This window comes from Serratia sp. GW822-FHT06E05, assembly GCF_058799445.1.
Genome location: NZ_JBXALM010000012.1, coordinates 17718 through 43010 on the forward strand (window position 1 = coordinate 17718; position 25293 = coordinate 43010).

Annotated in this window: 24 protein-coding genes and 1 tRNA gene; 10 read left to right on the plus strand and 15 right to left on the minus strand. The window is 57.1% G+C overall.

Going from position 1 to position 25293, the window contains the following annotated elements; genetic code table 11:
* Positions 1-157: 157 nt before the first annotated feature.
* On the plus strand, positions 158-952 hold the full coding sequence (locus AC1RKC_RS21825) for an endonuclease/exonuclease/phosphatase family protein (protein WP_071844577.1): 795 nt from the start codon (positions 158-160) through the stop codon (positions 950-952).
* A gap of 62 nt (positions 953-1014) precedes the next feature.
* Here the strand turns inward: AC1RKC_RS21825 and mltD are convergent, their stop codons facing one another.
* Together mltD and gloB are read right to left on the minus strand one after the other, a co-directional pair.
* Positions 1015-2400 carry a murein transglycosylase D gene (gene mltD, locus AC1RKC_RS21830; RefSeq protein WP_170868526.1) on the minus strand — a complete coding sequence of 462 codons (1386 nt, stop codon included), beginning with the start codon at positions 2398-2400 and terminating at the stop codon, positions 1015-1017.
* Positions 2401-2471: 71 nt separating this feature from the next.
* Positions 2472-3227: a hydroxyacylglutathione hydrolase gene (gene gloB / locus AC1RKC_RS21835; RefSeq protein ID WP_116691247.1), complete on the minus strand. Its 756-nt coding sequence runs from the start codon at positions 3225-3227 to the stop codon at positions 2472-2474.
* A 44-nt stretch (positions 3228-3271) separates the two neighbouring features.
* Between gloB and AC1RKC_RS21840 the strand changes: the two genes are divergently transcribed.
* Positions 3272-3991, plus strand: a complete 720-nt coding sequence (locus AC1RKC_RS21840) for a class I SAM-dependent methyltransferase (protein WP_261134950.1) — start codon at positions 3272-3274, stop codon at positions 3989-3991.
* Here the strand turns inward: AC1RKC_RS21840 and rnhA are convergent.
* Complete coding sequence (rnhA, locus tag AC1RKC_RS21845) at positions 3988-4455, minus strand: ribonuclease HI (RefSeq protein ID WP_020825327.1); 468 nt, start codon at positions 4453-4455, stop codon at positions 3988-3990. The genes AC1RKC_RS21840 and rnhA overlap by 4 nt on opposite strands.
* 72 nt (positions 4456-4527) lie before the next feature.
* On the opposite strand from rnhA, the gene dnaQ reads away from it, so the two are divergent.
* Together dnaQ and AC1RKC_RS21855 are read left to right on the plus strand one after the other, a co-directional pair.
* Entirely contained in the window at positions 4528-5268 is a 741-nt protein-coding gene (gene dnaQ, locus AC1RKC_RS21850; RefSeq protein ID WP_020825328.1) for a DNA polymerase III subunit epsilon, read from the plus strand.
* A 157-nt stretch (positions 5269-5425) separates the two neighbouring features.
* Positions 5426-5502 (plus strand) — tRNA-Asp (locus AC1RKC_RS21855).
* A gap of 46 nt (positions 5503-5548) precedes the next feature.
* Here the strand turns inward: AC1RKC_RS21855 and AC1RKC_RS21860 are convergent.
* Positions 5549-7009, minus strand: a complete 1461-nt coding sequence (locus AC1RKC_RS21860; RefSeq protein WP_020825329.1) for an NCS1 family nucleobase:cation symporter-1 — start codon at positions 7007-7009, stop codon at positions 5549-5551.
* A gap of 165 nt (positions 7010-7174) precedes the next feature.
* Here AC1RKC_RS21860 and AC1RKC_RS21865 point away from each other — a divergent pair, with 165 nt between their 5' ends.
* Genes AC1RKC_RS21865 through puuE form a run of 3 tightly spaced genes read left to right on the plus strand, consistent with a single transcriptional unit; the run spans position 7175 to position 9622 of the window.
* On the plus strand, positions 7175-7924 hold the full coding sequence (locus AC1RKC_RS21865; protein ID WP_048759750.1) for a GntR family transcriptional regulator: 750 nt from the start codon (positions 7175-7177) through the stop codon (positions 7922-7924).
* On the plus strand, positions 7921-8664 hold the full coding sequence (hpxA, locus tag AC1RKC_RS21870) for an allantoin racemase (RefSeq protein WP_046374450.1): 744 nt from the start codon (positions 7921-7923) through the stop codon (positions 8662-8664). Before AC1RKC_RS21865 ends, hpxA begins: the two co-directional genes overlap by 4 nt.
* Before the next feature lie 19 nt (positions 8665-8683).
* Positions 8684-9622, plus strand: a complete 939-nt coding sequence (gene puuE / locus AC1RKC_RS21875) for an allantoinase PuuE (protein ID WP_493092502.1) — start codon at positions 8684-8686, stop codon at positions 9620-9622.
* A 59-nt stretch (positions 9623-9681) separates the two neighbouring features.
* Here puuE and AC1RKC_RS21880 read toward each other — a convergent pair whose 3' ends face one another.
* From AC1RKC_RS21880 to AC1RKC_RS21900, 5 genes are read right to left on the minus strand one after another with little or no spacing between them, the layout of a single operon-like run.
* A complete protein-coding gene (locus AC1RKC_RS21880; RefSeq protein ID WP_048759747.1) occupies positions 9682-11916 on the minus strand; it encodes a TonB-dependent siderophore receptor in 2235 nt (744 codons plus the stop codon).
* 35 nt (positions 11917-11951) lie between these two features.
* Positions 11952-13280 carry a lysine N(6)-hydroxylase/L-ornithine N(5)-oxygenase family protein gene (locus AC1RKC_RS21885; RefSeq protein WP_044548447.1) on the minus strand — a complete coding sequence of 443 codons (1329 nt, stop codon included), beginning with the start codon at positions 13278-13280 and terminating at the stop codon, positions 11952-11954.
* Positions 13277-15025: an aerobactin synthase IucC gene (gene iucC, locus AC1RKC_RS21890; protein WP_392457314.1), complete on the minus strand. Its 1749-nt coding sequence runs from the start codon at positions 15023-15025 to the stop codon at positions 13277-13279. The genes AC1RKC_RS21885 and iucC overlap by 4 nt, the downstream gene beginning before the upstream one ends.
* On the minus strand, positions 15022-15972 hold the full coding sequence (locus AC1RKC_RS21895) for a GNAT family N-acetyltransferase (RefSeq protein ID WP_392457311.1): 951 nt from the start codon (positions 15970-15972) through the stop codon (positions 15022-15024). The genes iucC and AC1RKC_RS21895 overlap by 4 nt, the downstream gene beginning before the upstream one ends.
* On the minus strand, positions 15969-17714 hold the full coding sequence (locus AC1RKC_RS21900) for an IucA/IucC family protein (RefSeq protein ID WP_493092503.1): 1746 nt from the start codon (positions 17712-17714) through the stop codon (positions 15969-15971). The genes AC1RKC_RS21895 and AC1RKC_RS21900 overlap by 4 nt, the downstream gene beginning before the upstream one ends.
* A gap of 137 nt (positions 17715-17851) precedes the next feature.
* On the opposite strand from AC1RKC_RS21900, the gene AC1RKC_RS21905 reads away from it, so the two are divergent.
* The gene (locus AC1RKC_RS21905) at positions 17852-19075 is read left to right on the plus strand and encodes an MFS transporter (protein ID WP_046374444.1); all 1224 of its coding nucleotides are present in this window, start codon (positions 17852-17854) and stop codon (positions 19073-19075) included.
* Between the two features lie 5 nt (positions 19076-19080).
* Positions 19081-19965 carry a siderophore-interacting protein gene (locus AC1RKC_RS21910; protein WP_116691237.1) on the plus strand — a complete coding sequence of 295 codons (885 nt, stop codon included), beginning with the start codon at positions 19081-19083 and terminating at the stop codon, positions 19963-19965.
* A 9-nt stretch (positions 19966-19974) separates the two neighbouring features.
* On the opposite strand, the gene AC1RKC_RS21915 is transcribed toward AC1RKC_RS21910, so the two are convergent.
* The 6 genes from AC1RKC_RS21915 to AC1RKC_RS21940 all read right to left on the minus strand — a co-directional run bounded on the left by AC1RKC_RS21915 (position 19975) and on the right by AC1RKC_RS21940 (position 24210).
* Positions 19975-20265, minus strand: coding sequence for a type II toxin-antitoxin system RelE/ParE family toxin (locus AC1RKC_RS21915; protein ID WP_046374442.1), 291 nt, complete (start codon positions 20263-20265; stop codon positions 19975-19977).
* The gene (locus AC1RKC_RS21920; RefSeq protein ID WP_493092504.1) at positions 20253-20531 is read right to left on the minus strand and encodes a CopG family ribbon-helix-helix protein; all 279 of its coding nucleotides are present in this window, start codon (positions 20529-20531) and stop codon (positions 20253-20255) included. Before AC1RKC_RS21920 ends, AC1RKC_RS21915 begins: the two co-directional genes overlap by 13 nt.
* A gap of 89 nt (positions 20532-20620) precedes the next feature.
* Entirely contained in the window at positions 20621-21004 is a 384-nt protein-coding gene (gene hpxZ, locus AC1RKC_RS21925; protein ID WP_041415223.1) for an oxalurate catabolism protein HpxZ, read from the minus strand.
* 3 nt (positions 21005-21007) lie between these two features.
* On the minus strand, positions 21008-22408 hold the full coding sequence (locus tag AC1RKC_RS21930) for an AtzE family amidohydrolase (protein WP_420283053.1): 1401 nt from the start codon (positions 22406-22408) through the stop codon (positions 21008-21010).
* Positions 22405-22596 carry an oxalurate catabolism protein HpxX gene (gene hpxX, locus AC1RKC_RS21935; RefSeq protein WP_115059989.1) on the minus strand — a complete coding sequence of 64 codons (192 nt, stop codon included), beginning with the start codon at positions 22594-22596 and terminating at the stop codon, positions 22405-22407. The genes AC1RKC_RS21930 and hpxX overlap by 4 nt, the downstream gene beginning before the upstream one ends.
* A gap of 27 nt (positions 22597-22623) precedes the next feature.
* On the minus strand, positions 22624-24210 hold the full coding sequence (locus AC1RKC_RS21940; protein WP_048759737.1) for a gamma-glutamyltransferase family protein: 1587 nt from the start codon (positions 24208-24210) through the stop codon (positions 22624-22626).
* 146 nt (positions 24211-24356) lie between these two features.
* On the opposite strand from AC1RKC_RS21940, the gene AC1RKC_RS21945 reads away from it, so the two are divergent.
* Positions 24357-25196: a MurR/RpiR family transcriptional regulator gene (locus tag AC1RKC_RS21945; protein WP_048759736.1), complete on the plus strand. Its 840-nt coding sequence runs from the start codon at positions 24357-24359 to the stop codon at positions 25194-25196.
* Positions 25197-25293 lie beyond the last annotated feature (97 nt).

Genomic DNA, 25293 nt, shown 5'->3' on the forward strand with positions numbered 1-25293 from the left:
CTGTCAGAAGATTGAAATCCCTACCTCACGCCCCTATAACTGGAAAGGATATACCCCGTAAAAGCCATGCCGTCAGGTGAGGGCAGGCGTATAATCGATTCAATGTTGGCGGGAATGTCACCGTCAGTTTCATCCTAATGGGAAATAGGCGAATAGCGTGCCGAAACGAACTTATGCAATGAGGTATGTTGCAGGTCAGCCAGTTGAGCGAATTTTCCCTGGCGCTATTAATCAACCGCTGCCGCCCGGGGCTGCATTGCCTACGTCCGGCGCGTTGCGAGTGATGGTGTGGAACATCTTTAAACAGCAACGGGCAGACTGGCTCTCGGTGTTGAAAAGCTATGGCAAGGATGCGCAACTGGTCCTGCTGCAGGAGGCGCAAACCACGCCTGAACTGGTGAGCTTTGCCACGTCAAACTATCTGGCTGCCGATCAGGTGCCGGCTTTTGTATTGCCGCAACACCCTTCGGGTGTGATGACTTTGGCGGCAGCGCATCCGGTGTATTGCTGCCCATTACGCGAACGCGAACCACTGCTGCGGCTGGCCAAATCGGCGTTAATCACCGTTTACCCGTTGTTTAACGGCCAGCTTTTGATGGTCGTAAATATTCATGCGGTGAACTTCAGCCTGGGCGTGGACGTCTACAGTAAGCAACTGGGGCCGATTGGTGAGCAGATTGCCAACCACCACGGGCCGGTGATTATGGCCGGGGATTTTAATGCTTGGAGCCGTAAACGAATCAATGCGCTGTATCAGTTCGCCAGCGATATGGCACTGCGTGAGGTGAACTTCACGGACGATCATCGTCGTAAGGCGTTTGGCCGACCGCTGGACTTTGTGTTTTATCGCAATATGGGCGTGGCGGAGGCTTCGGTGCTGGTGACCAGCGCGTCAGACCATAATCCGCTGCTGGTGGAGTTTCATCCCGAGGCTGACAAACCGCACTGGTGATTATCGTCCGTATTCAGACAATAAAAAAGCACCCCGCAGAGTGCTTTTTTTGTGCCGAAAATTTAGGTATCCGGCGACGACTTATCACTGACAAACAGGGTCAATTTCAGACCCGGTTGCAGATTGTTAGCCTTGGCTAGCGTTGAGTTCCAACGCATCACGTCGTTAATATCGACGCCGTGACGACGTGCAATACTGGCCAGCGAATCACCTTTGCGAACCTGATAGGTGATACTGCTGTTACTGCCGGTGTTGCTGGCCACTTGCAGGGTTTGCCCAACTTTTAAGGTGCTCTTGGCACGTAAGTTGTTCCAACTCTGCAAATCGCTGGACTTAATATTCAACCGCTTGGCAATGCCCGATACCGTGTCGCCAGAGCGAACCTTATACGAGCTACCGCCTGTCAAACCGCTGTTCTTCGCCAACTGAGTGGTTGGCTGAGTCACTGCGATCTGGCCATCGGCCAACGAGTCTTTCAGCTGATCAGCATGACCTTTGGGAACCATAATGTAATGGGGCCCGTTGGGTGCCGTAACGCCTTTTTTGTAGCCTGGGTTATAAGCTTTCATCTTGGTGATTGAAAGCCCAGCCATCTCAGCCGCCTGAGTTAACTGTATTTGCTGCCCAACATCGATACGCGCCAGTGCACGGGTATTATCAGTCTTCGGAAGATTGATACCGTACTTCTTGCTGTTTTTAATGATGTCGCTCAGCGCCAGCATTTTCGGAACATAAATTGACGTTTCACGCGGAAGCGACAATGCCCAGAAATTGGTTGGCTTACCCTGGCGTTTATTCGCCTTAACCGCTTGCATGACACGGCCTTCACCACTGTTATAAGCGGCAACGGTCAGTAACCAGTCACCGTTAAACATGCGGTTCAAATACTGCATCATATCAAGCGCAGCCGTCGTCGAGGCGACGACATCGCGTCGCCCGTCATACCACTGGTTGTTTTTCAAACCATAATTGCGACCCGTTTGCGGCACGATTTGCCATAGCCCTGCGGCGTTGGCACTTGACGTGGCGTGTGGGTCAAAAGCGCTCTCCACTATGGGTAGCAGTACCAGTTCCATCGGCATATTGCGTTTCTTAATCTGCCCGACTATCCAGTACATGTACGGCTCTGCCCGTAATGTTACATCGTGGAGATAGCTCTTACTTTTTAGGTACTTTCTTTTTTGATCACGGATCCGGGAATTTTCCGGAACCTCCATCTTCAGCTCGTCGCTAATGAAGTTCCACAGGTTCTGTTGCGCGGCACCACTATTGTTATCTAGCCACCGCGCCGAGCTCGCTCGACCATTCGCTGTGTACTCTCCTGCTTCACTCTCTTGACCTGCCGAAGACAAACTCTGTGCATGCTGTTCTGGGGCCGGTGCGTCCTGCCTGGACGACTGGCACCCCACTAGCAAGACTGAGGCGAGAAATATCGCTTTAGCCTTCATGTGTGTGTCAATGTAGTTGCTTAAAAGACGAGCAATCATACTTTGCTTCGTCAAATAACACAACTAAAAGCTCAGAAGTTGTCTTTTCGCAGGCGTAATTCGGAAAAAACCGAATGAAGGTGCTGTGGTGGCGTGTGAAAGCCTAATTTTCTTTGTAAATCAGTGTCATGACAGCGTAAAAATAGGTTAATTTTACGCTCTAATTGTAGCTGAGTGGGGACGCTAGGCAGGCCTTTTGCCCGTAACGCTTCAACTTGTTGCTGATATGTTTCAATTCCTCGATCTTCCGGCAAAATAGCCCGCGCAAACTTAAGATTTGAAAGTGTATATTCATGCGCGCAACAAATTAAGGTGTTATCGGGAAGTTGCGCGAGTTGTTGAAATGAGTCGTACATTTGTTCTGCGGTCCCTTCAAACAGCCTGCCGCAGCCGGCAGAAAAAATAGTGTCTCCGCAGAAAAGATAAGGGGCGCTATAGAATGCAATATGGCCCAAGGTATGTCCGGGAACCGCGATTACGGCGAATTTTCGGCCATCGATCTCGAGGGTTTCTCCGTCATGAACGATGTGGTTAGCGCCTTTGTCGGCAGTTTCCTGTGGCCCATAGACCTTCAGCCCAGGATAGCGTGCCACAATTTGCGCTACGCCACCGACGTGATCGTGATGATGGTGGGTCAACAGAATCGCGTCAGGCGTCAAATTCAGGCGTTCCAGCGCATCAAGTACCGGCTGTGCCTCACCGGGATCGACAATGATGCCGTGCCCCTGCTGGTTATCTAACAACCAAATGTAATTGTCCTGGAAGGCGGGAATACTGATAAGATTCATCTTGGACCTCTCGTTGGCAACGGCTTGAAAGAAGATAATAAATCATGAAACCAGCCCATACTCTACAAAAGCTCGCCAGCCCACAGTCTTGGGCCGAGTTGCCGTGGGGGGAATACTATCGTGAGGCGCTAGAGCGGCAGTTGCAACCCTGGTGGCCGAAGCTGTTTGGTTTCCACCTGCTTAAAATCGGTAATCTCAGCGCCAGTCTGGCAACGGATAAATGCGCCATTTCCCACCAGGTCAACGTCAGCATGGAAGGCGATAACCTGCAGGTGGTCGCAGATGCTTACCAATTGCCCTTCGCCGCCAAGTCGGTAGATGCCTGTTTGCTGGCACACACGCTATCCTATGCTGACGATCCGCACCGCATGCTGCGTGAAGTCGATCGCGTGTTGATCGACGACGGCTGGCTGGTGATCAGCAGCTTCAACCCGTTCAGTCTGTTGGGGTTGGGGAAACTGGTGCCAGGGTTACGCCGCCGCCAGCCTTACGTCAGCCGGATGTTTACTCAAATGCGCCTGCTGGACTGGCTGAGCCTGTTGAATTATGAGGTGTTGCATCAGTCGCGTTTTCACGTGCTGCCGTGGCAGCGTAAGGGCGGGAAGTTTTTGTGCACCCATTTACCGGCGCTGGGGTGTATGAGCGTGATTGTGGCGCGTAAGCGCACTTTGCCGTTGACGCCCACGCCGATGAAGTTCGGGGCGCGAAAGCCTTCTCTCAGCCGCGCCGTCGGCGCGACCAAGAGTTATCGCAAGCAGCCTTAGTTTTCCGGTTTGTAACCCACGTCTTCCTGCGTTGGATTGCCGGCCGCCTCACGTGCCAGTACGTCGCAGCGTTCGTTTTCCGGATGGCCGGCGTGGCCCTTGACCCATTCCCATTTGACGGTGTGGCGCTGAATGGCCAGGTCCAGACGCTGCCAAAGATCGACATTCTTGACCGGCTTTTTGTCGGCGGTCTTCCAGCCACGCTTTTTCCAGTTATGGATCCAACTGGTAATGCCCTGGCGTACATATTGGCTGTCGGTGCTGAGGATCACTTCGCAAGGCGTGGTCAGCGCTTCCAATGCGACAATCGCCGCCATCATCTCCATGCGATTGTTGGTGGTCAGGCGGAAGCCCGCGCTAAAGGTTTTTTCCGTCTGCTTATAGCGCAGTATGGCGCCGTAACCACCGGGACCCGGGTTGCCAAGGCAGGAGCCGTCGGTGAAAATTTCTACCTGTTTAAGCATCTCTGGTAGACTCTTCCTATCAGTTTTATAAAAGCCAAGTCTGACATAAACGAACGCTGTGAGCACTGCAATATGATCACTACAACCACCAGACAGATTGTCCTCGATACCGAAACCACCGGTATGAACAAGCTCGGGGTGCATTACGAAGGCCATCGCATCATTGAAATTGGTGCGGTCGAGGTCATTAACCGTCGCCCGACCGGTCGCCACTACCACGTCTACATCAAGCCGGATCGGCTGGTGGACCCGGAGGCCTATGGGGTTCACGGCATCAGCGACGAGTTCCTGGCGGATAAACCGACGTTCGACCAAATTGCCGATGAGTTTATCGACTTTATCCGCGGCGGTGAGTTAGTTATCCATAATGCGGCGTTCGACATCGGCTTTATGGATCACGAATTCCGCATGCTGCAGCAGGGCATTCCGAAGACCGATACCTTCTGCACCATCACCGACAGCCTGTTAATGGCGCGTCGCCTGTTCCCGGGCAAGCGCAACAACCTCGACGCCCTGTGCAGTCGTTATGAGATAGACAACAGCAAGCGTACGCTGCACGGCGCATTGCTCGATGCCGAGATCCTGGCGGAAGTCTATCTGGCGATGACCGGCGGTCAGACGTCAATGGCCTTCCAGATGGAAGGGGATACGCAAAACAACAATTCGACGCAGGACATTCAGCGCATTGTGCGTCCGGCAACGGCAATGAAAGTGGTTTACGCCAGCGATGAAGAAGTGATGGCCCATGAGGCGCGTCTGGATTTGGTGGCGAAAAAGGGCGGCAGTTGCCTGTGGCGTACGGAAGCGGAATAACGGTATTTTCGACGTAAATAAACCGGGCGTTATCACCTTTGGGTTCCGTTAGCTGAAAAACTGTGCAAACGGTTCATTTGGTAAGAAAAAGGCATTGACGACATAGTGGCTCAACCGTAATATGCGCCTCGTTCCTCTCGCAAGAGAAGAACGGCGCGGAGCGGTAGTTCAGTTGGTTAGAATACCTGCCTGTCACGCAGGGGGTCGCGGGTTCGAGCCCCGTCCGTTCCGCCAACATTTAGAAGCCCTGAGTTAGCAATAACTCAGGGCTTCGTTGTTTTTAATCTTTGCTCAATTGCGTTTTGGCGAAGGTCACCGCCTGATTGGCTGCCCACTCCCGGCGAGCAATGATCCGATAACAGCCCCCACCCAACGCTGCCCCGATAAACCAACTGAAGTTAGCCACCTGATGCAAACTCGGCGTGAAGCTGATCGCCAACCCGATAATCACTGAGGGTACCAGCGCCCAAATCGCATTCGGATTGAAGCCATTTTTATACCAGTAACGGCCGCCTGGCGTGGCATTGTACAGGTCGTCGACGTGCAGTTCACCGCGTTTGATAATGTAGAAATCCACCAACAGAATGCCGAACAACGGGCCGATAAAGGCCGCTAATACGTCCAGCGTGTAGTGAATCAGCTCGGGTGACTGGAACAGGTTCCAGGGGGTCAACAGGAACGAGCCAACGGCGGCAATCATCCCGCCGGTACGGAAGCTGATCTTCTGCGGCGAACAGTTGGAAAAATCAAAGGCCGGCGAGACAAAGTTGGCCACGATATTGATGCCGATGGTGGCGACGATCATCGTCAGCAACCCAAGGGCCACGGCGATATCGCTGTCGAGGCGGGTGACGGTTTCGATCGGATCGGTGATCAGTTGCCCGAACAATGGCAGGGTGCCGGAAACGATCACCACGGTGACCAACGAAAACAGCAGGTAGTTGAAGGGTAAACCCCAGCGATTGCCGCGCTGTACCTCAGCAAAACTTTTTCCGTAGCGGGTAAAGTCGCCGAAGTTAAGCAGCGGGCCGGAGAAATAAGAGACCACCAGCGCGGTGGCGGTCAGCATCAGCCAGCCTTGCTCACCGGCACTCAGGTTTTTGCTCGCCAGAGTAAGGGAGAGATTAGAGAAACCGACTCGGTATACAATCCAGCCTGCCAGTGCGAACATCACCACGTAAACCGCCGGCCCGGCGATGTCGATAAAACGCTTAATTGCCTGCATACCGTGCCAAAACACCATCGCCTGCAGCAGCCACATGGTGATGTAACAAACCCAGCCAAGCTGCGACAGCCCAAGAAAATGCGGCTGGGTCATCGGTTCCAGCGACGGGAAGAATTTCAGCAGTGTGAGCATCAGCGCGTTGGAGGCCAGATAGGTTTGGATGCCATACCAGGCGAAGGCGATCATGCCGCGGATCACCGCCGGGATATTGGCGCCGAACACGCCAAACGCCTGGCGGCTTAATACGGCGTAGGGCACGCCGCCGAGCTGGCTGGGCTTGGCCACCAGGTTAGCGCAAAACTGCACGATGCAAATCCCCACCAGCAGGCAAATCAGGACCTGCCAGCTCGACAGGCCGAGGGCGAAGAAGCTGGCGGCCACCACATAGCCGCCCATGCTGTGTACATCGGACATCCAGAAAGAAAAAATGTTGTACCAGCTCCAGTTCTGGTCACGCGTAGGTGCCAGATCGTCGTTGCACAGCTTGGGACTGTAGTTTTCATTAGGGTTTGGCATAAATCGTGCTCCTCTCAAGAACGTCACCCGGATGTTGTTATCTGTTTTTTGGCAAAGGTTGCTGAGAGGGCTTTTGCAGGATCCAGGCCAGACTTTTCTTTTTTGTATACAAAATATCTTCATCTTGTATACGATTTGACTATTCAAGGGGACGGGGAGCAGAAAATGGTCGGCACGACGATCGGTACCAACGCCGCGTGGCATGGGCAACAGGCCACTTATTTCATTGAAGATAAAGACGATCATATTTACAACTCGTTGGTGAAAGCCATTGTCGAACATCGGTTGCTGCCCGGCAGCAAATTGCCGGAAGAAGCCTTGGCCGAGACCTTCGGCGTGAGCCGAACCGGGATCCGTCGGGTGCTGCAGCGCCTTGCCGCAGTGCAATTGGTGACCCAACTGCCCAAACGTGGTGCACAGGTCGCTACGCCCGGGCAGGACGAGGCAACCCAGGTATTCCAGACGCGAAAAATGCTGGAATGCACCAACCTGCCGCAGGTGCTTGCCCACTGCGACGAAAAGCATCTGCTGGCGATGGAGGAGATCGTGGCGCAGGAACAGCAGGCGCACCGCGATCAGGACGGCGCTGCGGCGATCCGCCTGTCCGCCGCGTTTCACGTTCAACTGCAGGCTATCGCCGGTAATCAGGTGCTGACCGAAATGGTGTCGCAGCTCACTTTGCGATCGTCGCTGGCGATTGCCGTTTATGGTTCACCCTGGCAGCAGGGGTGTCGCTGCCACGATCACAGCGATTTGCTGGCGCTGTTGAGGGGGAAAGACAGCGCGGCGCTGGCAGATCATATGGTCCGCCATTTTGACGATATTGTGGCGAATTTACGGTTTAACCATGACGCGAATGAAACGCCGGATTTCGCCCATATTTTTGCCGACGCAGATCCGCGGGAGACGCTATGACAACTCGCTGCATTATTCAGGTCATCAATCCGAACACCAGCCAGGCAATGACCGAAACCATCGCCGCTGCGGCGCGTGCGGTGGCTGCGCCGGGCACCGAAATCCTGGCGGTCTGCCCGCAGGAAGGGGCGCCATCGATAGAGGGACATTTTGACGAAGCCATTGCTGCCATTGGCGTTTTGCAGCAGGTGAAAGCCGGCCGAGAAGCCGGTGTGAGCGGTCATGTCATTGCTTGCTTTGGCGATCCGGGTTTGCTGGCCGCGCGTGAGCTGGCCGACAAGCCGGTGGTCGGCATCGCCGAGGCGGCAATGCACATGGCAACGCTGGTGGCGACGCGTTTTTCCATTGTTACCACGCTGCCGCGCACGTTGGTCATTGCAAGGCATTTACTGCATCAATACGGTTTTGAGCGGCACTGTGCGGCGCTGCATGCGATTGATCTGCCGGTGTTGGCGCTGGAGGACGGCAGCGGTCGGGCTCAGCAAAAAGTGCGTGAGCAGTGCATCCGGGCTAAGCAACAGGATGGCAGCGGGGCGATTGTGCTTGGCTGCGGCGGCATGGCCGATTTGGCGCGCGAACTGACGCTGGAATTGGGGATCCCGGTGATCGACGGCGTCAGCGCTGCGGTAAAAATGATCGAATCGCTAAGCGCGCTCGGTCTGAGCACCAGCAAGCACGGCGATCTGGATTTTCCGCGGGCAAAACCTTTGTCCGGCATGTTCAGTCATTTTAACGGGTGATCGGTAAGGGGAAACAACGATGAGTGATTTCGCGTTCAATAAAGATTATCCCCGTGATTTGATCGGCTACGCCGGTCGTCCGCCGCATGCTCGTTGGCCTGGTCAGGCGCGCATCGCGGTGCAGTTTGTCCTCAATTATGAGGAAGGGGCTGAAAACAACGTGCTGCATGGCGACGCCGGCTCCGAACAGTTTCTTTCCGATATCATCGGCGCGGCCAGCTATCCAGAACGGCATATGTCGATGGATTCCCTTTACGAATATGGTTCACGCGCCGGGTTCTGGCGCATCCACGATGAATTTCAGCGTCGCGGCCTGCCCTTGACGGTGTTTGGCGTGGCGATGGCGCTGGCGCGTAACCCGCAGGTGGTCGAAGCGATTAAAAACGCCGGTTACGATGTGGTCAGCCACGGCTGGCGCTGGATCCACTATCAGCAGATGGATGAAGTGACCGAACGGCAGCACATGCAGCAGGCGATGACGGTATTGCGGGATCTGTTCGGCCAGGCACCGCTCGGTTGGTATACCGGGCGGGACAGTCCCAATACCCGTCGTTTGGTGGTAGAGCACGGTGGCTTGCAATACGACAGCGACTATTACGGAGACGATTTACCGTTCTGGACCGAGGTGCAGTGCGCCAATGGTGAAACAAAGCCGCACCTGATCGTACCCTATACCCTCGAGGCCAACGATATGCGCTTTGCCTCGCCACAGGGGTTTAACACCGGCGAGCAGTTCTTTACCTATCTGAAAGACAGCTTCGACGTGCTGTATGCCGAAGGCGAGGAGTCGCCGAAGATGCTGTCGATCGGCATGCACTGCCGTTTATTGGGCCGTCCGGGCAAGTTTCGCGCGCTGCAGCGATTCCTGGACTATATCGAGCAATACGATCGGGTTTGGGTATGTCGACGCCAGGATATTGCTGACCACTGGCTGGTACAGCATCCTTTTAAGAAGTAAAAAAGGGCCGATGTGGCCCTTTTCGTTATGTTTGAGCGCAGGATTCACTCCTGCATGGATCAGAACAGTACGGAGTAGTTCAGACCAAAGGTACGGCCGCGGCCTTTATAGCTGTAAAGCTCGGGCGAGCCGTAGGTCGGGCTATAGAGAATGGGTGCGCGCTGGCCCCAAACGGTGGTGTATTCCTTATCCAGCAGGTTTTCTACGCTGAAGCTGAGTTTACCCACCGGCAACGCGTAGCTGCCGAGGAAATCGATGGTGTTGTAGCCATCAATTTTACGTCCCTGGGTAGAGCCTGCCTTGGTGTAATCGCCGTCATCCGATACGTCGAAAGTCTGCTGTGACTGCAGGCGCAGGTTCCAGTCGCCCGGCGCCCAGCCGACATAGGCAGTCACTTTGGATGGGCTGGCGGTATCCACTACCAGCTTTTTCCATTCGCCGTTGACCTTGGTCTCGGAGCGGATGAAGTTAAAGTTGGTGCCCGCACTCCAGTCGCTGTCTTCGAAGAAGTAATCGACCGCGCCTTCCATCCCGTAAATACGGCGTTTGTCCGAGTTGACGTTAATGGTCATGTCGGTTTTGTTGATCGAAATACTCTTATCGGACAGGGAGTAGTAGCCGGCAATCTGCGTGCGCAGGTTATCGCCGGTGTAACGCCAGCCAAGTTCGTAGGAGTTAACCTTAATGCCTTCCAGCTTGGAGTCGCCAACGTTGACGCTTTTGTTCAACTGGTAGTGGCCGTTGTTCAGCGCATAGGTACCGTTGCCGTAATATTTGCCCGGATCCGGGATCTCGTAACCCTGCGAGAAGTTGATCCAGGTCTGCTGACGTTCGGTCAGGTGTGCCAACAGGCCGGCGTTGAACAGGGCGTTGTTGTAGTCCGTTTTCCCGCCCGGGATAGCATCAGCCGAGGTGGCGGCGCCGGTAGCGATAGCCTGCTGCTGGTTGTAGCCGACGAAGTCATCAATCTTGTTTTCGGTGTACTGGTAGCGCACGCCGCCGCTCAGGGTAAAGATAGGGTTGATGTCGTAGCTTGCCTGCAGGAAGGACGCCAGGTTGGTGGTGCTGTAGCCTGGGTAGCGGCCGGTGTTATAGGCGTTTTGCAGGTCCATACCGCCAGACTGCTGCGCTTTCGCCAGATCGAAGAACTGCTGGTTGGAGTTGAACGTCTCATGCTCGGCGTCGATGCCGTAGGTTAACGTCAGGGCCTCGATCGGCTTACTGTTCAGCGTCAGCTTGCCGCCGTAAAAGTCGGTTTTTTGCTGGGAAGCACCGATGCTGCTGACGTAATAATTCGGGGCTTTGCCCGCCAGCGTCGGGAACGGATAGAAGGTCAGCGACTCATCACGATAGTAGACCTGCGCTACCAGATCCTGGCCGAGGAAATCGGTGTTGGAGTACTGCAGGTTGATCAGGTGGCGTTCGGTGCCTGGAATACGATCCGAATTGAGATTGCCGCTGTTGTACGCCTTGGCGCTGCCGGTCACCGCGGCGAAATTTTCCCCCAGGAACAGGCCGTGGTCGCCATCGGACTGGCTTTTGTAATACTGAGTGGTCAACTGCAACTGCTGGTGGTCATCGATATTGATGGTGCCGGTGCCCATCACGTCGAGGCGATCGGAATATTGCAGGCCAGTCTGAGTATTATCAATCAGGACTTCGTTGCCCTTGCCGTCATACCAGCCACCGTAGCGCTGATAGGAGACCGACAACCGGCCCGAGGCGTTGTCGTTGCCGCCGCTGACCGCTGCCGCTACGTTCTCGTCGTGGTCGGTGTGGCCGCCAAAGCCGGTTTTACCGCCGATCTGCAGTTCAACCTGCTGCTCTTTCTGGCCTTTTTTGGTAACGATGTTGATCAAGCCGCCGGTGCTGCCGCCGCCGTACAGCGAGGTAGCACCGGAGATCACTTCAATGTGATCGATATTAAAGGGATCGATCGAATCCAACTGGCGACTGTCGCTGCGCGATGAGTTCAAACGTACGCCGTCGATCATCACCATCATTGAGCGGCCGCGCAGGTTCATGCCGTAGTTGGTACGCCCCTGACCGCTGACGTCCATGCCCGGGATCAACTGCGCCAGCATGTCCTTGATCTCTTTACCGCCCTGGACTTGCTGCTCAATTTCCTGGCTCTCAATCACCCAGGTGGTCTGCGCCATTTCTGCCACTGTACGGTGCGTACGGCTGGCGGAAACCACCATTTGCTCTTCGCTTTTTTGTTCTTCTGCCCAGGCCGTAGGGGCGAGCATCGCCAGCAGGCAAGGGTTTAATACCCAGAGGTGTTTGCGTTTCATCGTTATTTTCCAGAGTGTCCCATATTGGTGTGTAGTTAAAACTCGGTGTAATTGAGCATGACGTGCTCGGCGCGGGACGGAATACCCGGCTGCCGACTACGCCATTGGATCACAGCCGGGGTGGACGTTAAATCGAACTGGTCGCGTCCTAAAGCCCGGTTGAGAATGCGTGCCGAACGCCAGGCCATCAGGCTGAGCTGGGGTTCGGCGATGCCGTGGCTGTGCATGCCGGCATTAACGGCAAACAGGCAGTTTTCCTTGGGGCCTTCCCACTCCAGGCTGAAGTCGGGGGCTACGCGGAACTGGTCATCGGCGGTGGTCAGCAGGCGATCGGCCAGCGGTTCGAGGAACGCTGGGCGATCCTGCTGATAGCCGGTGGCGAAAATCACCACGTCGGTGTCGAAGGTTTCTTTACCCTGATCAAGATGGTGATGGGTAACCAACTGCCAGCCATCGCCTGCGGCCTGGATTGCCGCCAGCGAACGGCTTGGCAGCAGGTGCGCCCAGGGCTTTTCGCGCAACACTTCAAACTGGTGATACATCGCGCGGTAAATAGCCAGCAGCGAATCGCTGGTGATGCCGTCAGAGGTCATCTTCTGCTCGGTCAGCATGCGCTGCTTCGCACCGTCGTTCAGGCCATAGAAGCTGTCAACGTAGTCCGGCGTGAAGTACTCGTTGGCGAAGGCGGCTTCATCCAGCGCGTTATAGTTATTGCGACGCGAGATCCAATTCAGTTGTGCAGGCTGCCCCCATTCGGCGCGGAAGATGTTCAGGAACAGGTCTGCACCGCTCTGGCCGCCACCGACGATGGTGACGCGTTTTCCGGCCAGGTTCGGGTTGCGCATCGTCATTTCGCTGGCATGGAAGCAGCGATCGTTTTGCTCGGTAACGCAGTCCGGCAGTTTGATGCGTTTGCCTATGCCCAGGCAGACGTGGCGCGCCCGGTAAGTCGCACGCTGGGTAGTGACGACGAATTGGCGCTGCTGGTCGTCAAAATCGACGCTCTGAATATCCTGACTGAACTCCAGCGACTTCAGCCCGTTGGCGGCCCAGTCGAGGTAGTCGGCGAACTCTTCGCGCGACACCGTACGCAGCTCGGTGGTCAGGAATCGATAAAACTTCTTCCTTTTCACCAGGTAGTTAAGAAAGCTGTAGGGATTGGTTGGCGATACCGCGCTGACCAGATCTTTCAGGAAGCTGGTCTGCATATGGCAATCCGGCACCATCATGCCGGGATGCCAGGAAAAGTGCGGCTTGCGTTCGAGGAATTTACTGTTAAAACCGGCAACTTCACTGCCGAGTGCGGCAATGCTGAGGTTGAACGGGCCGATACCAATGCCGATGAAATCCAGGGGCTGATTCATTGGGCAAACTCCTTGGTGACCAAGTAAAGAGGGTTATCCAGATCCTGCAGATAGTTTGGCAACATGCGGCTGCCGCCATCCTGCTCTGAGTAGGTGAGTTTTACCGGGTTGAGCACCACGCGAATAATTTGTGGTTTGAAAAGATCAAACAACGCAAAGCGTTCCGCCATGTCCGGATGCTGTGCCATATAGCCTTTCAGCACCTGTGCCAGCAGTTGATAGAAGCGGGTTTCACTGACCCCACAGGCCTTCATCAGCGGCGAGATAAAGCGCAGCACGGTGACGAAATGCCCGGTTTGCAAATCATGGATCAAATAGTCGGCGGACAGGCGCACGGTGACGTCTCTCACCACTTTCGGCAGTGATGCTGCCTCGGGGAAGTCCTGATCCACCAGACGCATATCGCCCTGGAAGTCTTTCAACAGCACGCGCTGCGGCACATGATCTTTCATCACCAGCGTGATGTTTTGCCCATGGGCGATCAGCGCTACGCCGTAGCGGCACATCAGGTGGTACATCGGCACCACCACCACCCTGAACATCTGCTGCAGCCAGGCTTCAGCGCTCAGGCCGGAACGGGCGATATAGGCGGCAATCAGCGGCTGGCCGTGGTTGTCGGTTTCCATCAGCGTCGCCATCAAGATGGCCTGTTCGCCTTCCTGCAGGTAGCAAGAGGGATTCTCACGCCAGATCACCCCCAGCATTTCCTGGTAGCGATAAGGCGCTTTGGCTAAAGAGGCGTAGGTCGGGTGGGTCATATAGCCTGCCGCCGGCTCGCCGAGGATCTCGGCACCGCTGGCGCTCAGCGTATCGTCCTCGATAAAAATCTGCTGCAGCCAACGGGAAGCGGCCGGCCCGGCGCTGATGTACTTGCCCGGAATGCCGCGATAGCACGAGGTGTTGTAAATGGTCAGCGGTAGCTTGATGTCGAAAGCGGAACGGCGGCTGATGTTGGTCAGCGTGCGTAACGATTGCTGCGCCAGATAGCTGTCGCCGAATTCACCCAGTTCCACCAGATCCCCTTCGGCCAACTGCGGCAGGAAGTGCAAAGCGATCTTTTGCTGCCACTGCCACGGGTGCAGCGGGACCGGGATCCAGTCATGGGTCAGTTTCAGCTCGCGCCAGCGGCGGTCGAAGCGTTGGCGTTCGGCACTGTCCATCGCGCTGTTAAGCAGGTTATCCAGTGAATACTCTTCGTCGGCGCACCAGACAAAGCTGCCGCGTTTAGCCGCCACCCAGTGCAGTTGGAACTGCCCCTGGTATTCGGGCGCGTACTGATGCAGCGCGGTCAGGCCCCAGCCACGACGACCTTTATTGAAGATAAACTTGGGGTGTCCGGCCAACAGGCACTGCAGCGCGTCAGCATCCAGGGCAATCAAATCCTGTGCGCTCATGCCGTGACGGGCGGACAGCAACTGCATATCGCCGCGCAGCGTGGCGTACAAATCCTCCAGATGTTCGGCGACCTGCGCATCGTCCATTTTCAACACCTGAGCCAGTTGGCGCAGCGTTTGGTCGGCGGCTAACGGCGATTGATCACAGGTCAGCGTTGCCGGGTCGATGTGCAGCCAACCCCAAATGCCGCGTTCGGCGCTGAAGCTATACTGAGCGTCGCCCAGCAGAATGCGCCATTGTTCGCCGTGTTGTTCGGCCTGCAGCGTGCGTTCATATTCCAGCTCTGCGAGGATCTTGGCGATCATCTGGCGGTTTACGCGCTGCCAGTCGGCGTAATCTACGGTGTTCATACTGAAGCCCCCCGGAAGAATTCATCACGCTGATTCATGATCAAACGCGAGCGCTTATGCGGGAAATCGAACTCTTTGACTGTGTGGTAGCCGGCTGCTGGCAGGTGACGGAACAGTCGCTGGTTATCCGCGCGCGGTTCGGCGACCACGCGCGTGGTGCGCGGTTCATCCAGATACAGATAATGCGTCAGGCCGCGTAGCCAACTGCGGATGTATTGCGCGCCGCGGCAGTCTTCTTCACCGACCAGCATGTGCAGCCCGCGGTCGAACGGCTGCCAACGGTAGTGGCGACCGATGCGATCTTCCGGAGCCCAATAGACTTCGAAATAGCCGAACGGGCGATCGTCAAAGCACCCCAGCAACGGATAGCAGTAGCTGGAGTCCAACTGACGCTGCAGGTAGGCGGCCTGAGTTTCGAGCGGGCCACTCATTTCCCAGAAGGCATCCACGCGCGGTGAATTCATCCAGCGGGTGAACTGCTCGGCGTCGTGTGCCACTTCCGGCAGGCGGAAGCTCAGGGTTCGCTTGAGCTGCGGATCGTAACGACGATACACCTCGCCGCTGGGGCGAGCGGGGCGCTGTGGGAACCACAGGCTACGCTCGGCGTCATACTGCATTTTCCCGGACGCGGAGTGGCGTTCGGCACCGAGCCACAGCGGTAACTGATAAAAGGTTTCGCGCGCCAGATAGTCACTGCTGGCTAACGCGAACAGCGTCTGTGCCTGCGGTTCTTCGCACCATTGCGCATAGGGCAAGGTGACACCGCTGAGCTGCGGTGCCGCCACCAACAACTGGTCCAGCGCCTGCACCAGCCAGTTCTGCGGCAGTGGCCCCGGATAGTGCAACACCGCGCTACCGTCCAGGCCCAGACTGAGTTGCAGCGCCTTTCCCAGCTGCTCGCAGCAAAAACCGTTGCCGGCATGCGTCAGTTTGGCTTGCGGCATCATTGAGCGGCTCCCTGGCGCAGCGGGTTGACGAAGTCGAAATAAATCACCGCCGGATCGACGATGGTGTTTTCGTTGTGGTCATGCAGATAACAGAAGAAGTTGCCTTTGCAGTTCCAGTGGCTGCTGTCGAGGACGTAGTCCAGACACAGGGTGTTTTTGGCGTTGGCACGCAGACCACTCAGCGCATCGCGCACCCGGGCCATCAGCTGTTCTTCAGTGTCGAAACCGGCCGCGGCTAACGCCGCAGTGACCGCCAGGCTGGAGTTCACCAGCAGGTAGTAAGGGAAGTAACGCAGTAACTGCTGTTCGCTGAAGCGGTTTTCCGCCTCGGCCTCGCCAATTTCTTCTAACCACGGCCCGGCATCGCGGGTAAAGCCGCTGCCCTGACAGTCGCGATACAGCATGCCGATCGGCAGATCCTGCTGCATTTCCACCAGAATATTTTGTTGGTGGGCCAGCAGCACCAGCCCGTAATTGGCTTCGGTGCTGAACAGCGGCAGTAAGACGTGTTGGCAGTAAGCATCCAGCCAGGTATGAGCGGCCTGTTGCACCGGCAGATTCAGTCTGGCGGCTAAACGCCGCACCGCCGCTGCCAGCAGGCTGTCACCGCCGTCCGGTGCGGCCTGGGTCAGGGTCACCAGCACATTGGTCTGGCTTTCCGGCTGCTCAAACAGCAGGTTATCGCGCAGTGCCATCAGGCTTTCTTCCTGAATCGTCCCGTCCGCAGCGCGCAGCCCGGCCCAGCCGTCTTCCTGCATCACGCGGAAGGTGGGATAACGTGCCTGCAGTTGCTGCCAACGTGGCGTTTGCGCCAAACGAGCCAAACGGATGCCGCGCTTCACTTCTTTTACCGACAGGGTACGCACCGAGTTGGTCAGGCGCACGCTGAGGGAGAATTTAATCATGTCGCGATTGCTGGCGCTGTACAGCGAGCGGGAAGAGCTGGTTGGCAGCCAGCGCTCGCCGGCTTCGCCCAGATCGCTGAGCAATCCCTGGGTCACCAGTTCCTGGCACCAGGTCTGCGTCAGCAAATGGTCGGCCTGCCACGGATGCATCGGCAACAGCCAGACGTCATCGGTAAAATGCGCCAGCAGTTGCGGCGCGCTTTCGGCGGCAAAACGCTGCAGGCGCTGCTGCAACGTCAGGTTCAGGCTGTCGCCGCACAGGTGGTTTTTATCGACGGCAAACCAGCGCAGCGGGAAACGGGCACCAAAATCTGGCAGGTAACGGCGCGCCTGCTGTTCGTCGAAAGGTTCATGGGATTTAGGCGCCGGGTGGAAGGCGTGGCCTACCAACAGCCCCTGTTCCGCCTGAGCGAAGTTGAGCGGCTTGTCGCGCAGCGTCGGCCAGTCCAGGCGAACCGCGATCGCCTGTTGGGTATTGTCATGACTCTCCAGTACGCGCTGGCGGAAACGGGTAACGACCTCATCCGGCAGTTCCCCCTTCAACGACGGTTTTTCCAGCAACAGGGTCACCAGTTGCTCCACGCTCAGCGCAACACCAGCGCCGTCGTCTTGCTGATGCAAGCGGGCAGGGAACAGATACTGGTGATGTTGGGTGGGGGAGGTGTGACGTAAAGTGATGCGGATAGCCTGAGAAGGCGAAAGTGGAATATGAAGCTGCGGATACTGTTGGTTGTTGGCCGCCGGAACGATTTGCCAGTCCCGGGTTTCACGCATCAACGCGTTGAGAAAACATTGCGCAGCCACGTCGGTCGTCGCGGTTTCAAACTGGATTGTCATGATCCCATTTCACTATTGAATCAATTGAGAATGATTCTTATATCAATAATATTTATTGTTATCAATCGTCGTATGATACAATTTTTCAATGAATTGAACATAACCTTATAATTTTATTAACGGTAAATTTACGTTTGATGCATATTTCATCTCCCCCTAAATCACCGCCAATAACGAATACGTCTCCTTCCAACTGGCCGCTGGCGTTGTGCGCCGGGCTGCTGGGTATCGGGCAAAACGGCCTGCTGGTGGCGTTGCCGGTGCTGGTCAGCATGACCCAGCTGTCGCTTTCAGTCTGGGCCGGGCTATTGACGCTCGGCTCGATGCTGTTTTTGGTGGGGTCACCCTGGTGGGGCAGGCAGTCTGAAATTCGCGGCTGCAAGTTCGTGGTAACCATGGCGTTAGCAGGGTATTTGTTCAGTTTTGCTTTACTGGCACTGGCGGTTTGGGGGTTGGCGGCTGGCTGGCTTTCATCGACGCTGGGGCTGGGCGGCCTGATTGCGGCACGCATTATCTACGGGCTGACGGTATCCGGCATGGTGCCGGCCAGCCAGACCTGGGCGCTCCAGCGTGCCGGCTATGAACAGCGTATGTCGGCGCTGGCGACCATCAGTTCCGGGCTGAGCTGCGGGCGACTGTTGGGGCCGCTGTGCGCCGCGCTGGCGTTGTCGATTCATCCGATGGCGCCGCTGTGGTTGATGGCGCTTGCGCCATTGATCGCCCTATTGGTAGTGTGCCGCCAGCATAACGATCCACCGCTGCCGCCGGTTGCCCATCAGCAAAACCGACTTCGCCTCAATATGATGCCTTACCTGCTGTGCGCACTGTTGCTGGCCGCGTCGGTCAGCTTGATGCAATTGGGATTGGCACCGCATTTGACCGGTTTATTCAGTCATTCCGCCACCACCGTCAGTCATCACGTTGCGGTGTTGCTGAGCGTGGCGGCGGCCTGTACGCTGTTGGCTCAGTTTCTGGTGGTGCGCCCGCAGCGTTTTAGCGCGTCGCAGCTGCTGCTGATTGCCGCCGTGCTGATGATAGTGGGACTGGGCCTGATGTGCGCTCAGCCTTTGGCGCTATTCTATGTTGGTTGCGCACTGGCCTCTTTTGGCGCTGCCATGGCGACGCCGGGCTATCAACTGATGTTGAACGAGAAATTGTCTACCGGCAAAGGGTCGGGGGCCATTGCTACCAGCCATACGCTGGGTTACGGCCTGAGCGCATTGATGGTGCCGGTGGTGGCCAAATTTTATGGTGAGTCGCAGCTGATTGCGGCGGCTTTGACGATGGCGGTTCTGCTGGGGGGCATCAGCGGCTGGCTGTGGCGCCAGCACCGCATCAGTGCAAATTCTGCGGGAGAGTAACAAGTATGTCCGGCGCATCAAGCTACAGAATTTTTGATATCACACTGAAAATAAAAGAAAACGTGTCGCCTTCCTTGCTGCGTTGCGTTTTCGAGGGGCCGGATGTCCATCGCATGAAGCTGGAGGCGCCGGATCAGCGCATCAAACTGTTGTTTCCGGCCGAAGCGGGGCAGATCCTGCGTCTGGAAAACAGCGACGACTGGTATCGCGACTATATGGCGATACCGAAAGATCAACGCCCGGTGATGCGCACCTATACGCTGCGGGCGCTGCGTGCCGAACAGAACCAAATGGACGTCGAGTTTGTGCTGCATGGTGTGAACGGCCCGGCCTCGGCGTGGGCGACCCATGCCAAACCGGGGGATGTTATTCAAACCGTAGCCCCCAATGCCGATTTTGACGGTGACAGCGGCGGTTACGAATGGGTTCCCCCGAGCGAGCTGCAGCAGGCGCTGTTAATCGCCGACGAGACGGCGGTACCGGCGGCGGTAGGCATTCTGGAACAGCTGGCGCAGCGGGCCAATCCGCCGCGGGTACAGGCTTTCTTCGAGGTTCCTGTGGCGGGCGACTGCCTGAACATGGATCGCTTCCCATTCGCCGAGGTCTATTGGCTGCCGCGTGACGTCGGGCATCAGCAGATGCACGGTACGCTGCTGGTGGAGTCGGTGCGCCAACGGGTAAATATTCCCGAATCGGCGCGGACGCAAGCGCAGTCGCTGGCGGAAAACAGTTTGGGCGGCGATCTGCTGTGGGAACGAGCCGAAGGGGCGAAAAGCTTCTACGCCTGGGTTGCGGCAGAGTCTTCCGCGGTGAAGGCGCTACGCCGTTATCTGATTGGCGAACGCGATCTCGATCGCTCCACCGTTAACTTTATGGCGTACTGGTGTTGAGGGACCCGGTCAGTTACCGGCTTCACTTTGATGGCGCACTGCCAGCAGTACAGCGGTGCTGCCATCAAAATGATACAGGGCAATATAGCCGCTGTTGCCGAAATCGATCGGCCATTCCCTAAATTCAATTGCCATATCTTCAATGGGCCGACCGGCCTGAGGATGATGGGCCAGGATATTGACGCTGCTACGAATGGATGCCACGGTCTTTTGCGCAGCCTGGCGATCTTTGGCTGCCAGAAATTGGTACAGTCGCTGAATATCGAGCAGTGCGGCAGGCGTCCATATCAGTTGTGGCACTCCGGTATCTCCGTATCATCACCTTTTTCCAGATTAGCGAGCCAATGGTCAGCCTCGTCTTGGGTCAGACGTTTACCATTGGTCTGATACGTTTCCCAGGCTTGCAGTGCGTCTTTGCGCAGCGCTTCGCGCTTTTCTTCTCGCTCGACGTATTCACGGATAGCCTCGCGCATAATCCAGTGCGCACTTCGCTGACGCGTGGCCGCGATTTGTTGCACCCGTTGCTTGAGCTCATCATCAATTTTTATCGATGTAGCCGTAGTCATAAGTAGCCTCAGTTAGCTAAAGGTAATACCTCTGACGACTATAAGGCTCAACATGCCAGACTATCCATTTTTTGTGCGCCGGGTTTGCCTTAAGCCATCAAGCTCACGTGCGCGGCGACGATGCGCCAACCGCAGGGCAACTTGACCCAGGTTTGCATCTGGCGGCCAACGCTTTCGCTGCCGGGGCGGCGGAATTCGGTACTGGCGACGGCCATATCGTCACCGTAGGTGGTGATAACGGTGTTCTCCAATAGGCGATCCAACCCTTTGGAAGGACGCTGTTGGCGGAAGTCACGGATCTGATCGATGCCGTACAAATTCTCCGTCGCGCCGTAACGGACGGTACGACCATCGTGCCAAAACAACTCATCCAGCACCTCAATATCATTGCCGATCAGCGCCTGTTCGTAACGATAAAAGGCGGCGTTCACCTCTGCCAGCACCGCCGGACGATCGATATACTCACTTTTCATCATTTAGTCCTGTTTTCCCGGTAAAACACATCTTGCCACGCCACGTTGTTCCAGCGCATAGGCGGCACGCAGTGCCAGATCCTCTCGCCAGGGGGGGGCAATCAGCTGCAGGCCTATCGGCAGGCCAGAGTCGGTTTTCAGCGGCACTGTCACTACCGGCAGGCCGAGGAAAGAGACCGGCTGCGTCAGCATGCCCATACTGGCGCGGATCGGCAGATCCGTGCCGTTGATATGCATGGTTTCCTGGCCGATCGGCGTGGCGCTGCAGGGCGTTGCGGGGGCGATGAGGATGTCCCAGCGTTCAAACAGCGGCAGCACCTGTTGCTGAAAATGGGTACGAAAGCGCTGCGCCTGCACATACCAGGCGGAGGGCAGCATGGCACCGGCCAGCAGGCGTTCACGCGACAGCGGCTCAAAGCGGTTTGGCTGGCTGCGCAACAGCGGCAGATACTGATTGCCCCCCTCGGCGGCGCTGATGATGAACGCTGCTGACCGGGCCAATTCGGCCTGCGGAAATTCAACTTCAGCCACGGCCTCCAGTGCCTGCGCAGCCTGTCTTACAGCGGTTTTAGCATCATCGTTGCACCATTGCTGAAAATACCCGCCCAGCACCGCGCAGCGCAGGCCTTGTTGGCCACGGGGCAACAGCGATTCGGTTTGCGTGACCGGTTTATCCGCCTGAAAACGGTCTTCAATATCCGTGCCCTGCATCACGTCATACACCGTTGCCAGATCTCGCACCCGGCGGGCAAAGGGGCCGAGATGATCCAGACTGGCGACGAAAGGCTGACTACCGCTGCGCGACAGACGGCCAAAGGTTGGCTTCAGCCCAAAGATGCCGCACAGCGACGCGGGTACGCGTATTGACCCATTGGTGTCGCTGCCGAGGGAAAATGTCACCAGCCCGGCGGCGACCGCCGCTGCCGAACCGCCTGAGGAGCCACCGGCAATACGCGTGGTGTCGTGCGGGTTACGCGTCGCGCCGTAGTGGCTGTTTTCGGTGGTAAAACCGTACGCATAGGCGTCCATATTCAGCATGCCGGACAGCAAGGCACCTTGGCCGGCCAGTTTGCCGATCGCCCAGGCATCCTGTTTGGCCGGCGGGTTATCGCTGAACAGACTGGCCCCCGCCAGGGTGGTTTCACCGGTGACATCGAACAGGTTTTTTACCGCGTAAGGGATCGCCGCCAGGCTCGGCATTGGAAGACCTTTGGCACGTGCACGATCGAGGTGATCGGCTTCGCTCAACATGCGTTCGCGCGTGATGTGGGTATAGGCGTTCAGCGCCGGATCCCGTGCGTCAATATTCTCTAACGTCTGTTGGGCAATCTCACGTGCAGAAATCGCACCTTGCTTCAGGGCCGCGCGGATCTCGGCGATCGATAGGGCACTTAACGAATTCATGCGCGATACACTCCTGCGATCTCCAGGCGTGGATCGAGCGGGAAGGCCATCAAGGGTTCCGCCAGTGCAGCAATGCGATTGAACTGGGTCAGCAGTTCCTGACGGCGCGCGTCATCCATTTCCAGCGCCAGTATCGCTTCCATTTGGCTGATATAGGCCGCCCAGTCGACGACAGGTTGGTTTTTCATTTTACTTCTCCCCAATAAAAATGGCGGCTAGAAGCCGGCGGCACTGCCGTTGCTGCGGGGATCGAAAGCCCCTTCAAGCATGCCGTTAGTATGGCGAACAATGGCGCCGGCATGGCCGACCGCTTCGCTAAAGTCCGGTAACAACTCCACGTCGTGGCCCCGTTGGCGCAGGTAGTCGACGGTTTCCGCGCTAAAGCGACCTTCCAACTTCAGCGAGTCAGAGCTTTCACCCCAGGTGCGGCCCAGCAGCCAGCGAGGCGCACTGATCGCCTGCTGCAGCGGCAGGCCCTGCACCACATGGCGAACAAACACCGCCGCCTGGGTTTGCGGCTGGCCGTCGCCGCCCATGGAGCCATACACCAAGGTGCGTCCGTCATACAGGCGAGCCGCCGCGGGGTTCAGGGTGTGGAAAGGCTGTTTGCCTGGCGCCAGTGCCAGCAGATGGGCGGCATCCAGGCTGAAGGACGCACCGCGGTTTTGCCACAGCACGCCACTTTGCGGCAATACCACGCCGCTGCCGAATTCGTGGTAAATGCTTTGGATAAAGGACACCGCCAGACCGCTGCTGTCCATCACGCCCATCCACACGGTATCGCCCGGCCCCTTGCCTTTGCCCCAGGCCGCGGCATGCTCAGGATCGATATGCTTGGCCAGCGTATCCAGGCGTTCTGTCGTCAGGAGTGCCTGCGGATCCTGCGTCATTTGGCGTGGATCGGTGATGAATTGGTCACGCAGACCGAAAGCCAGCTTGGTGGCCTCGACGATGCCATGCACCACTGCGCCTTCGCTTTTGCTGGCCAGGGGCAGGCGATCGGTCAAACCGAGGATTGCCAGCGACACCAGGCCCTGAGTGGGTGGGGTGAGGTTGAAGACTTCACCTTTCTGATGCTCAAGTCGCAAAGGCGTGCGCCGACGCGGCCGATAATCCGCCAGATCTTGGGCGGTGAGCGGCATGCCCAGCCGGGCCATATCGGCCGCCATGCTTTGCGCCAGTCGGCCGCGATAGAAGCTGTCCAACCCCTCTTCGGCCAGGGCAATCAGGGTATCCGCTAACTGTGGCTGGCAGAAACGCTGTCCGGCAAGGGGGATTTCCCCCTGCGGTAAGTAAGTGCGGGCAAAATGTTCCACATCCGCCAGTTCATGATATTTGCTGCGTGTGGCGGCCTCCTGCGAGGCGGTAACCGGAATGCCGTCCGCCGCATAGCGAATGGCATCGGCCAGCAGACGCGGTAGCGGCAGCTGTTCGCCGCCCAGCTCGCCGGAATAGTCTAGCGCTTCACGCCAGCCGCCAACGGTGCCGGCAACGGTCAGCGCCGCCCTGGGTCCGCGATGCGGGATGTGGCTTTCACCGGCGTAAAAATCCAGCGTGGCTAAGGAACCGGCAGCGCCGCTGGCGTCGATCGCCACCGGATCGCCCTGTGGCGGCACAATCAGCCAGAAGCCGTCACCGCCCAGGCCATTCATGTGCGGATAAACCACGGCGATAGTCGCGGCGGCGGCGACCATGGCTTCGATGGCGTTACCCCCTTCACGCAGAACCGCCAGCGCGCTTTCGCTGGCGAGGTGGTGAGGCGTGACGGCCATGCCCAATGGCGCGGTATTGCTGTTAATCATTTCTTGGCCCTTGTTTGAGGTCAGCTTCTGTCTCAAAGACAAGCAAGAGGCGTTCCATGTTTTCTTCGGCGGTAATAAACGCTTGCCAGCGGGTAGATTGGCCGTGCTATGTTCCGCTGAAACAAAGGTTACAAGCAGGAGCAGCAATGAAGCAGATCGATGAACGCCTGCGCGGGGAATATTCGCAGCTTACGCCGCAGGAACAGCGGGTAGCCGATTTTATTTTCGATCACTTTGACGACCTGATCAGCTACAACAGCGCCGAGTTGGCGCGCCTGAGCGGCGTATCTAAAGCTACCGTCAGCCGCCTGTTCAAGCGCCTGGGCTACCCAAGCTACCGTGCAATGCGTGATGAACTGCGCACCCTGCGCCAGAGCGGTATGCCGCTGACCGATAATCGTGACGCGGTGCAGGGCAACACCCTGTTGGCGCGGCACTACAAGCAGGAAATGGCCAACCTTACTCAGTGGGTGAACCATATTGACGCCGGCCAGTTCAATGCGGTGATCGCCGCCCTGGTGCAGGCTCGGCGTGTGGTACTGATGGGGTTTCGCAACAGTTATCCGATTGCCATGCACCTGCGCCAGCAACTGATGCAGGTACGTGAGCAGGTGTTATTGATGCCGCAGCCCGGGCAAACGCTGGCGGAAGAGCTGGTCGATTTGGACCACGGGGACGTGGCGGTAGTTGTGGCTTTTCGCCGCCGGCCGCGTCAGTTGCGGGCCTTGCTGACGCAGTTGCAGATTCAGCAGGTTCCGACGCTGCTGGTGTGCGAACCGCAGGCGCAGTCGCTGATCCCACTGGCGAACTGGCACCTGGCGGCGCCGCTGGATAGCGTTTCCGCCTTTGACAGCTATTCCGTCGCCATGAGCCTGGCCAATCTGCTCAGCAATGCCTTGCTGCATGAGACGCTGACGCAAGGACGCCAACGGATCCATCAGATCGCCGATCTGTATGGCGATCTGGATGAGTTGGAACAGCGCTAATTTCCGCGCCATTTTGGTGCCTTCGCACTTTGATGGTGCGCATTTTTCTCCGTGATATCCCTTTCTCCTACCACAGTCATGGCAGGGGATTTTCCTC

Coding starts and splice junctions, on each gene's coding strand:
- mltD (WP_170868526.1), bottom strand. CDS start 2,400: ATGAAGGCTAAAGCGATATTTCTCGCCTCAGTCTTGCTAGTGGGGTGC.
- gloB (WP_116691247.1), bottom strand. CDS start 3,227: ATGAATCTTATCAGTATTCCCGCCTTCCAGGACAATTACATTTGGTTG.
- AC1RKC_RS21840 (WP_261134950.1), top strand. CDS start 3,272: ATGAAACCAGCCCATACTCTACAAAAGCTCGCCAGCCCACAGTCTTGG.
- rnhA (WP_020825327.1), bottom strand. CDS start 4,455: ATGCTTAAACAGGTAGAAATTTTCACCGACGGCTCCTGCCTTGGCAAC.
- dnaQ (WP_020825328.1), top strand. CDS start 4,528: ATGATCACTACAACCACCAGACAGATTGTCCTCGATACCGAAACCACC.
- AC1RKC_RS21860 (WP_020825329.1), bottom strand. CDS start 7,009: ATGCCAAACCCTAATGAAAACTACAGTCCCAAGCTGTGCAACGACGAT.
- AC1RKC_RS21865 (WP_048759750.1), top strand. CDS start 7,175: ATGGTCGGCACGACGATCGGTACCAACGCCGCGTGGCATGGGCAACAG.
- hpxA (WP_046374450.1), top strand. CDS start 7,921: ATGACAACTCGCTGCATTATTCAGGTCATCAATCCGAACACCAGCCAG.
- puuE (WP_493092502.1), top strand. CDS start 8,684: ATGAGTGATTTCGCGTTCAATAAAGATTATCCCCGTGATTTGATCGGC.
- AC1RKC_RS21880 (WP_048759747.1), bottom strand. CDS start 11,916: ATGAAACGCAAACACCTCTGGGTATTAAACCCTTGCCTGCTGGCGATG.
- AC1RKC_RS21885 (WP_044548447.1), bottom strand. CDS start 13,280: ATGAATCAGCCCCTGGATTTCATCGGCATTGGTATCGGCCCGTTCAAC.
- iucC (WP_392457314.1), bottom strand. CDS start 15,025: ATGAACACCGTAGATTACGCCGACTGGCAGCGCGTAAACCGCCAGATG.
- AC1RKC_RS21895 (WP_392457311.1), bottom strand. CDS start 15,972: ATGATGCCGCAAGCCAAACTGACGCATGCCGGCAACGGTTTTTGCTGC.
- AC1RKC_RS21900 (WP_493092503.1), bottom strand. CDS start 17,714: ATGACAATCCAGTTTGAAACCGCGACGACCGACGTGGCTGCGCAATGT.
- AC1RKC_RS21905 (WP_046374444.1), top strand. CDS start 17,852: ATGCATATTTCATCTCCCCCTAAATCACCGCCAATAACGAATACGTCT.
- AC1RKC_RS21910 (WP_116691237.1), top strand. CDS start 19,081: ATGTCCGGCGCATCAAGCTACAGAATTTTTGATATCACACTGAAAATA.
- AC1RKC_RS21920 (WP_493092504.1), bottom strand. CDS start 20,531: ATGACTACGGCTACATCGATAAAAATTGATGATGAGCTCAAGCAACGG.
- hpxZ (WP_041415223.1), bottom strand. CDS start 21,004: ATGAAAAGTGAGTATATCGATCGTCCGGCGGTGCTGGCAGAGGTGAAC.
- AC1RKC_RS21930 (WP_420283053.1), bottom strand. CDS start 22,408: ATGAATTCGTTAAGTGCCCTATCGATCGCCGAGATCCGCGCGGCCCTG.
- hpxX (WP_115059989.1), bottom strand. CDS start 22,596: ATGAAAAACCAACCTGTCGTCGACTGGGCGGCCTATATCAGCCAAATG.
- AC1RKC_RS21940 (WP_048759737.1), bottom strand. CDS start 24,210: ATGATTAACAGCAATACCGCGCCATTGGGCATGGCCGTCACGCCTCAC.
- AC1RKC_RS21945 (WP_048759736.1), top strand. CDS start 24,357: ATGAAGCAGATCGATGAACGCCTGCGCGGGGAATATTCGCAGCTTACG.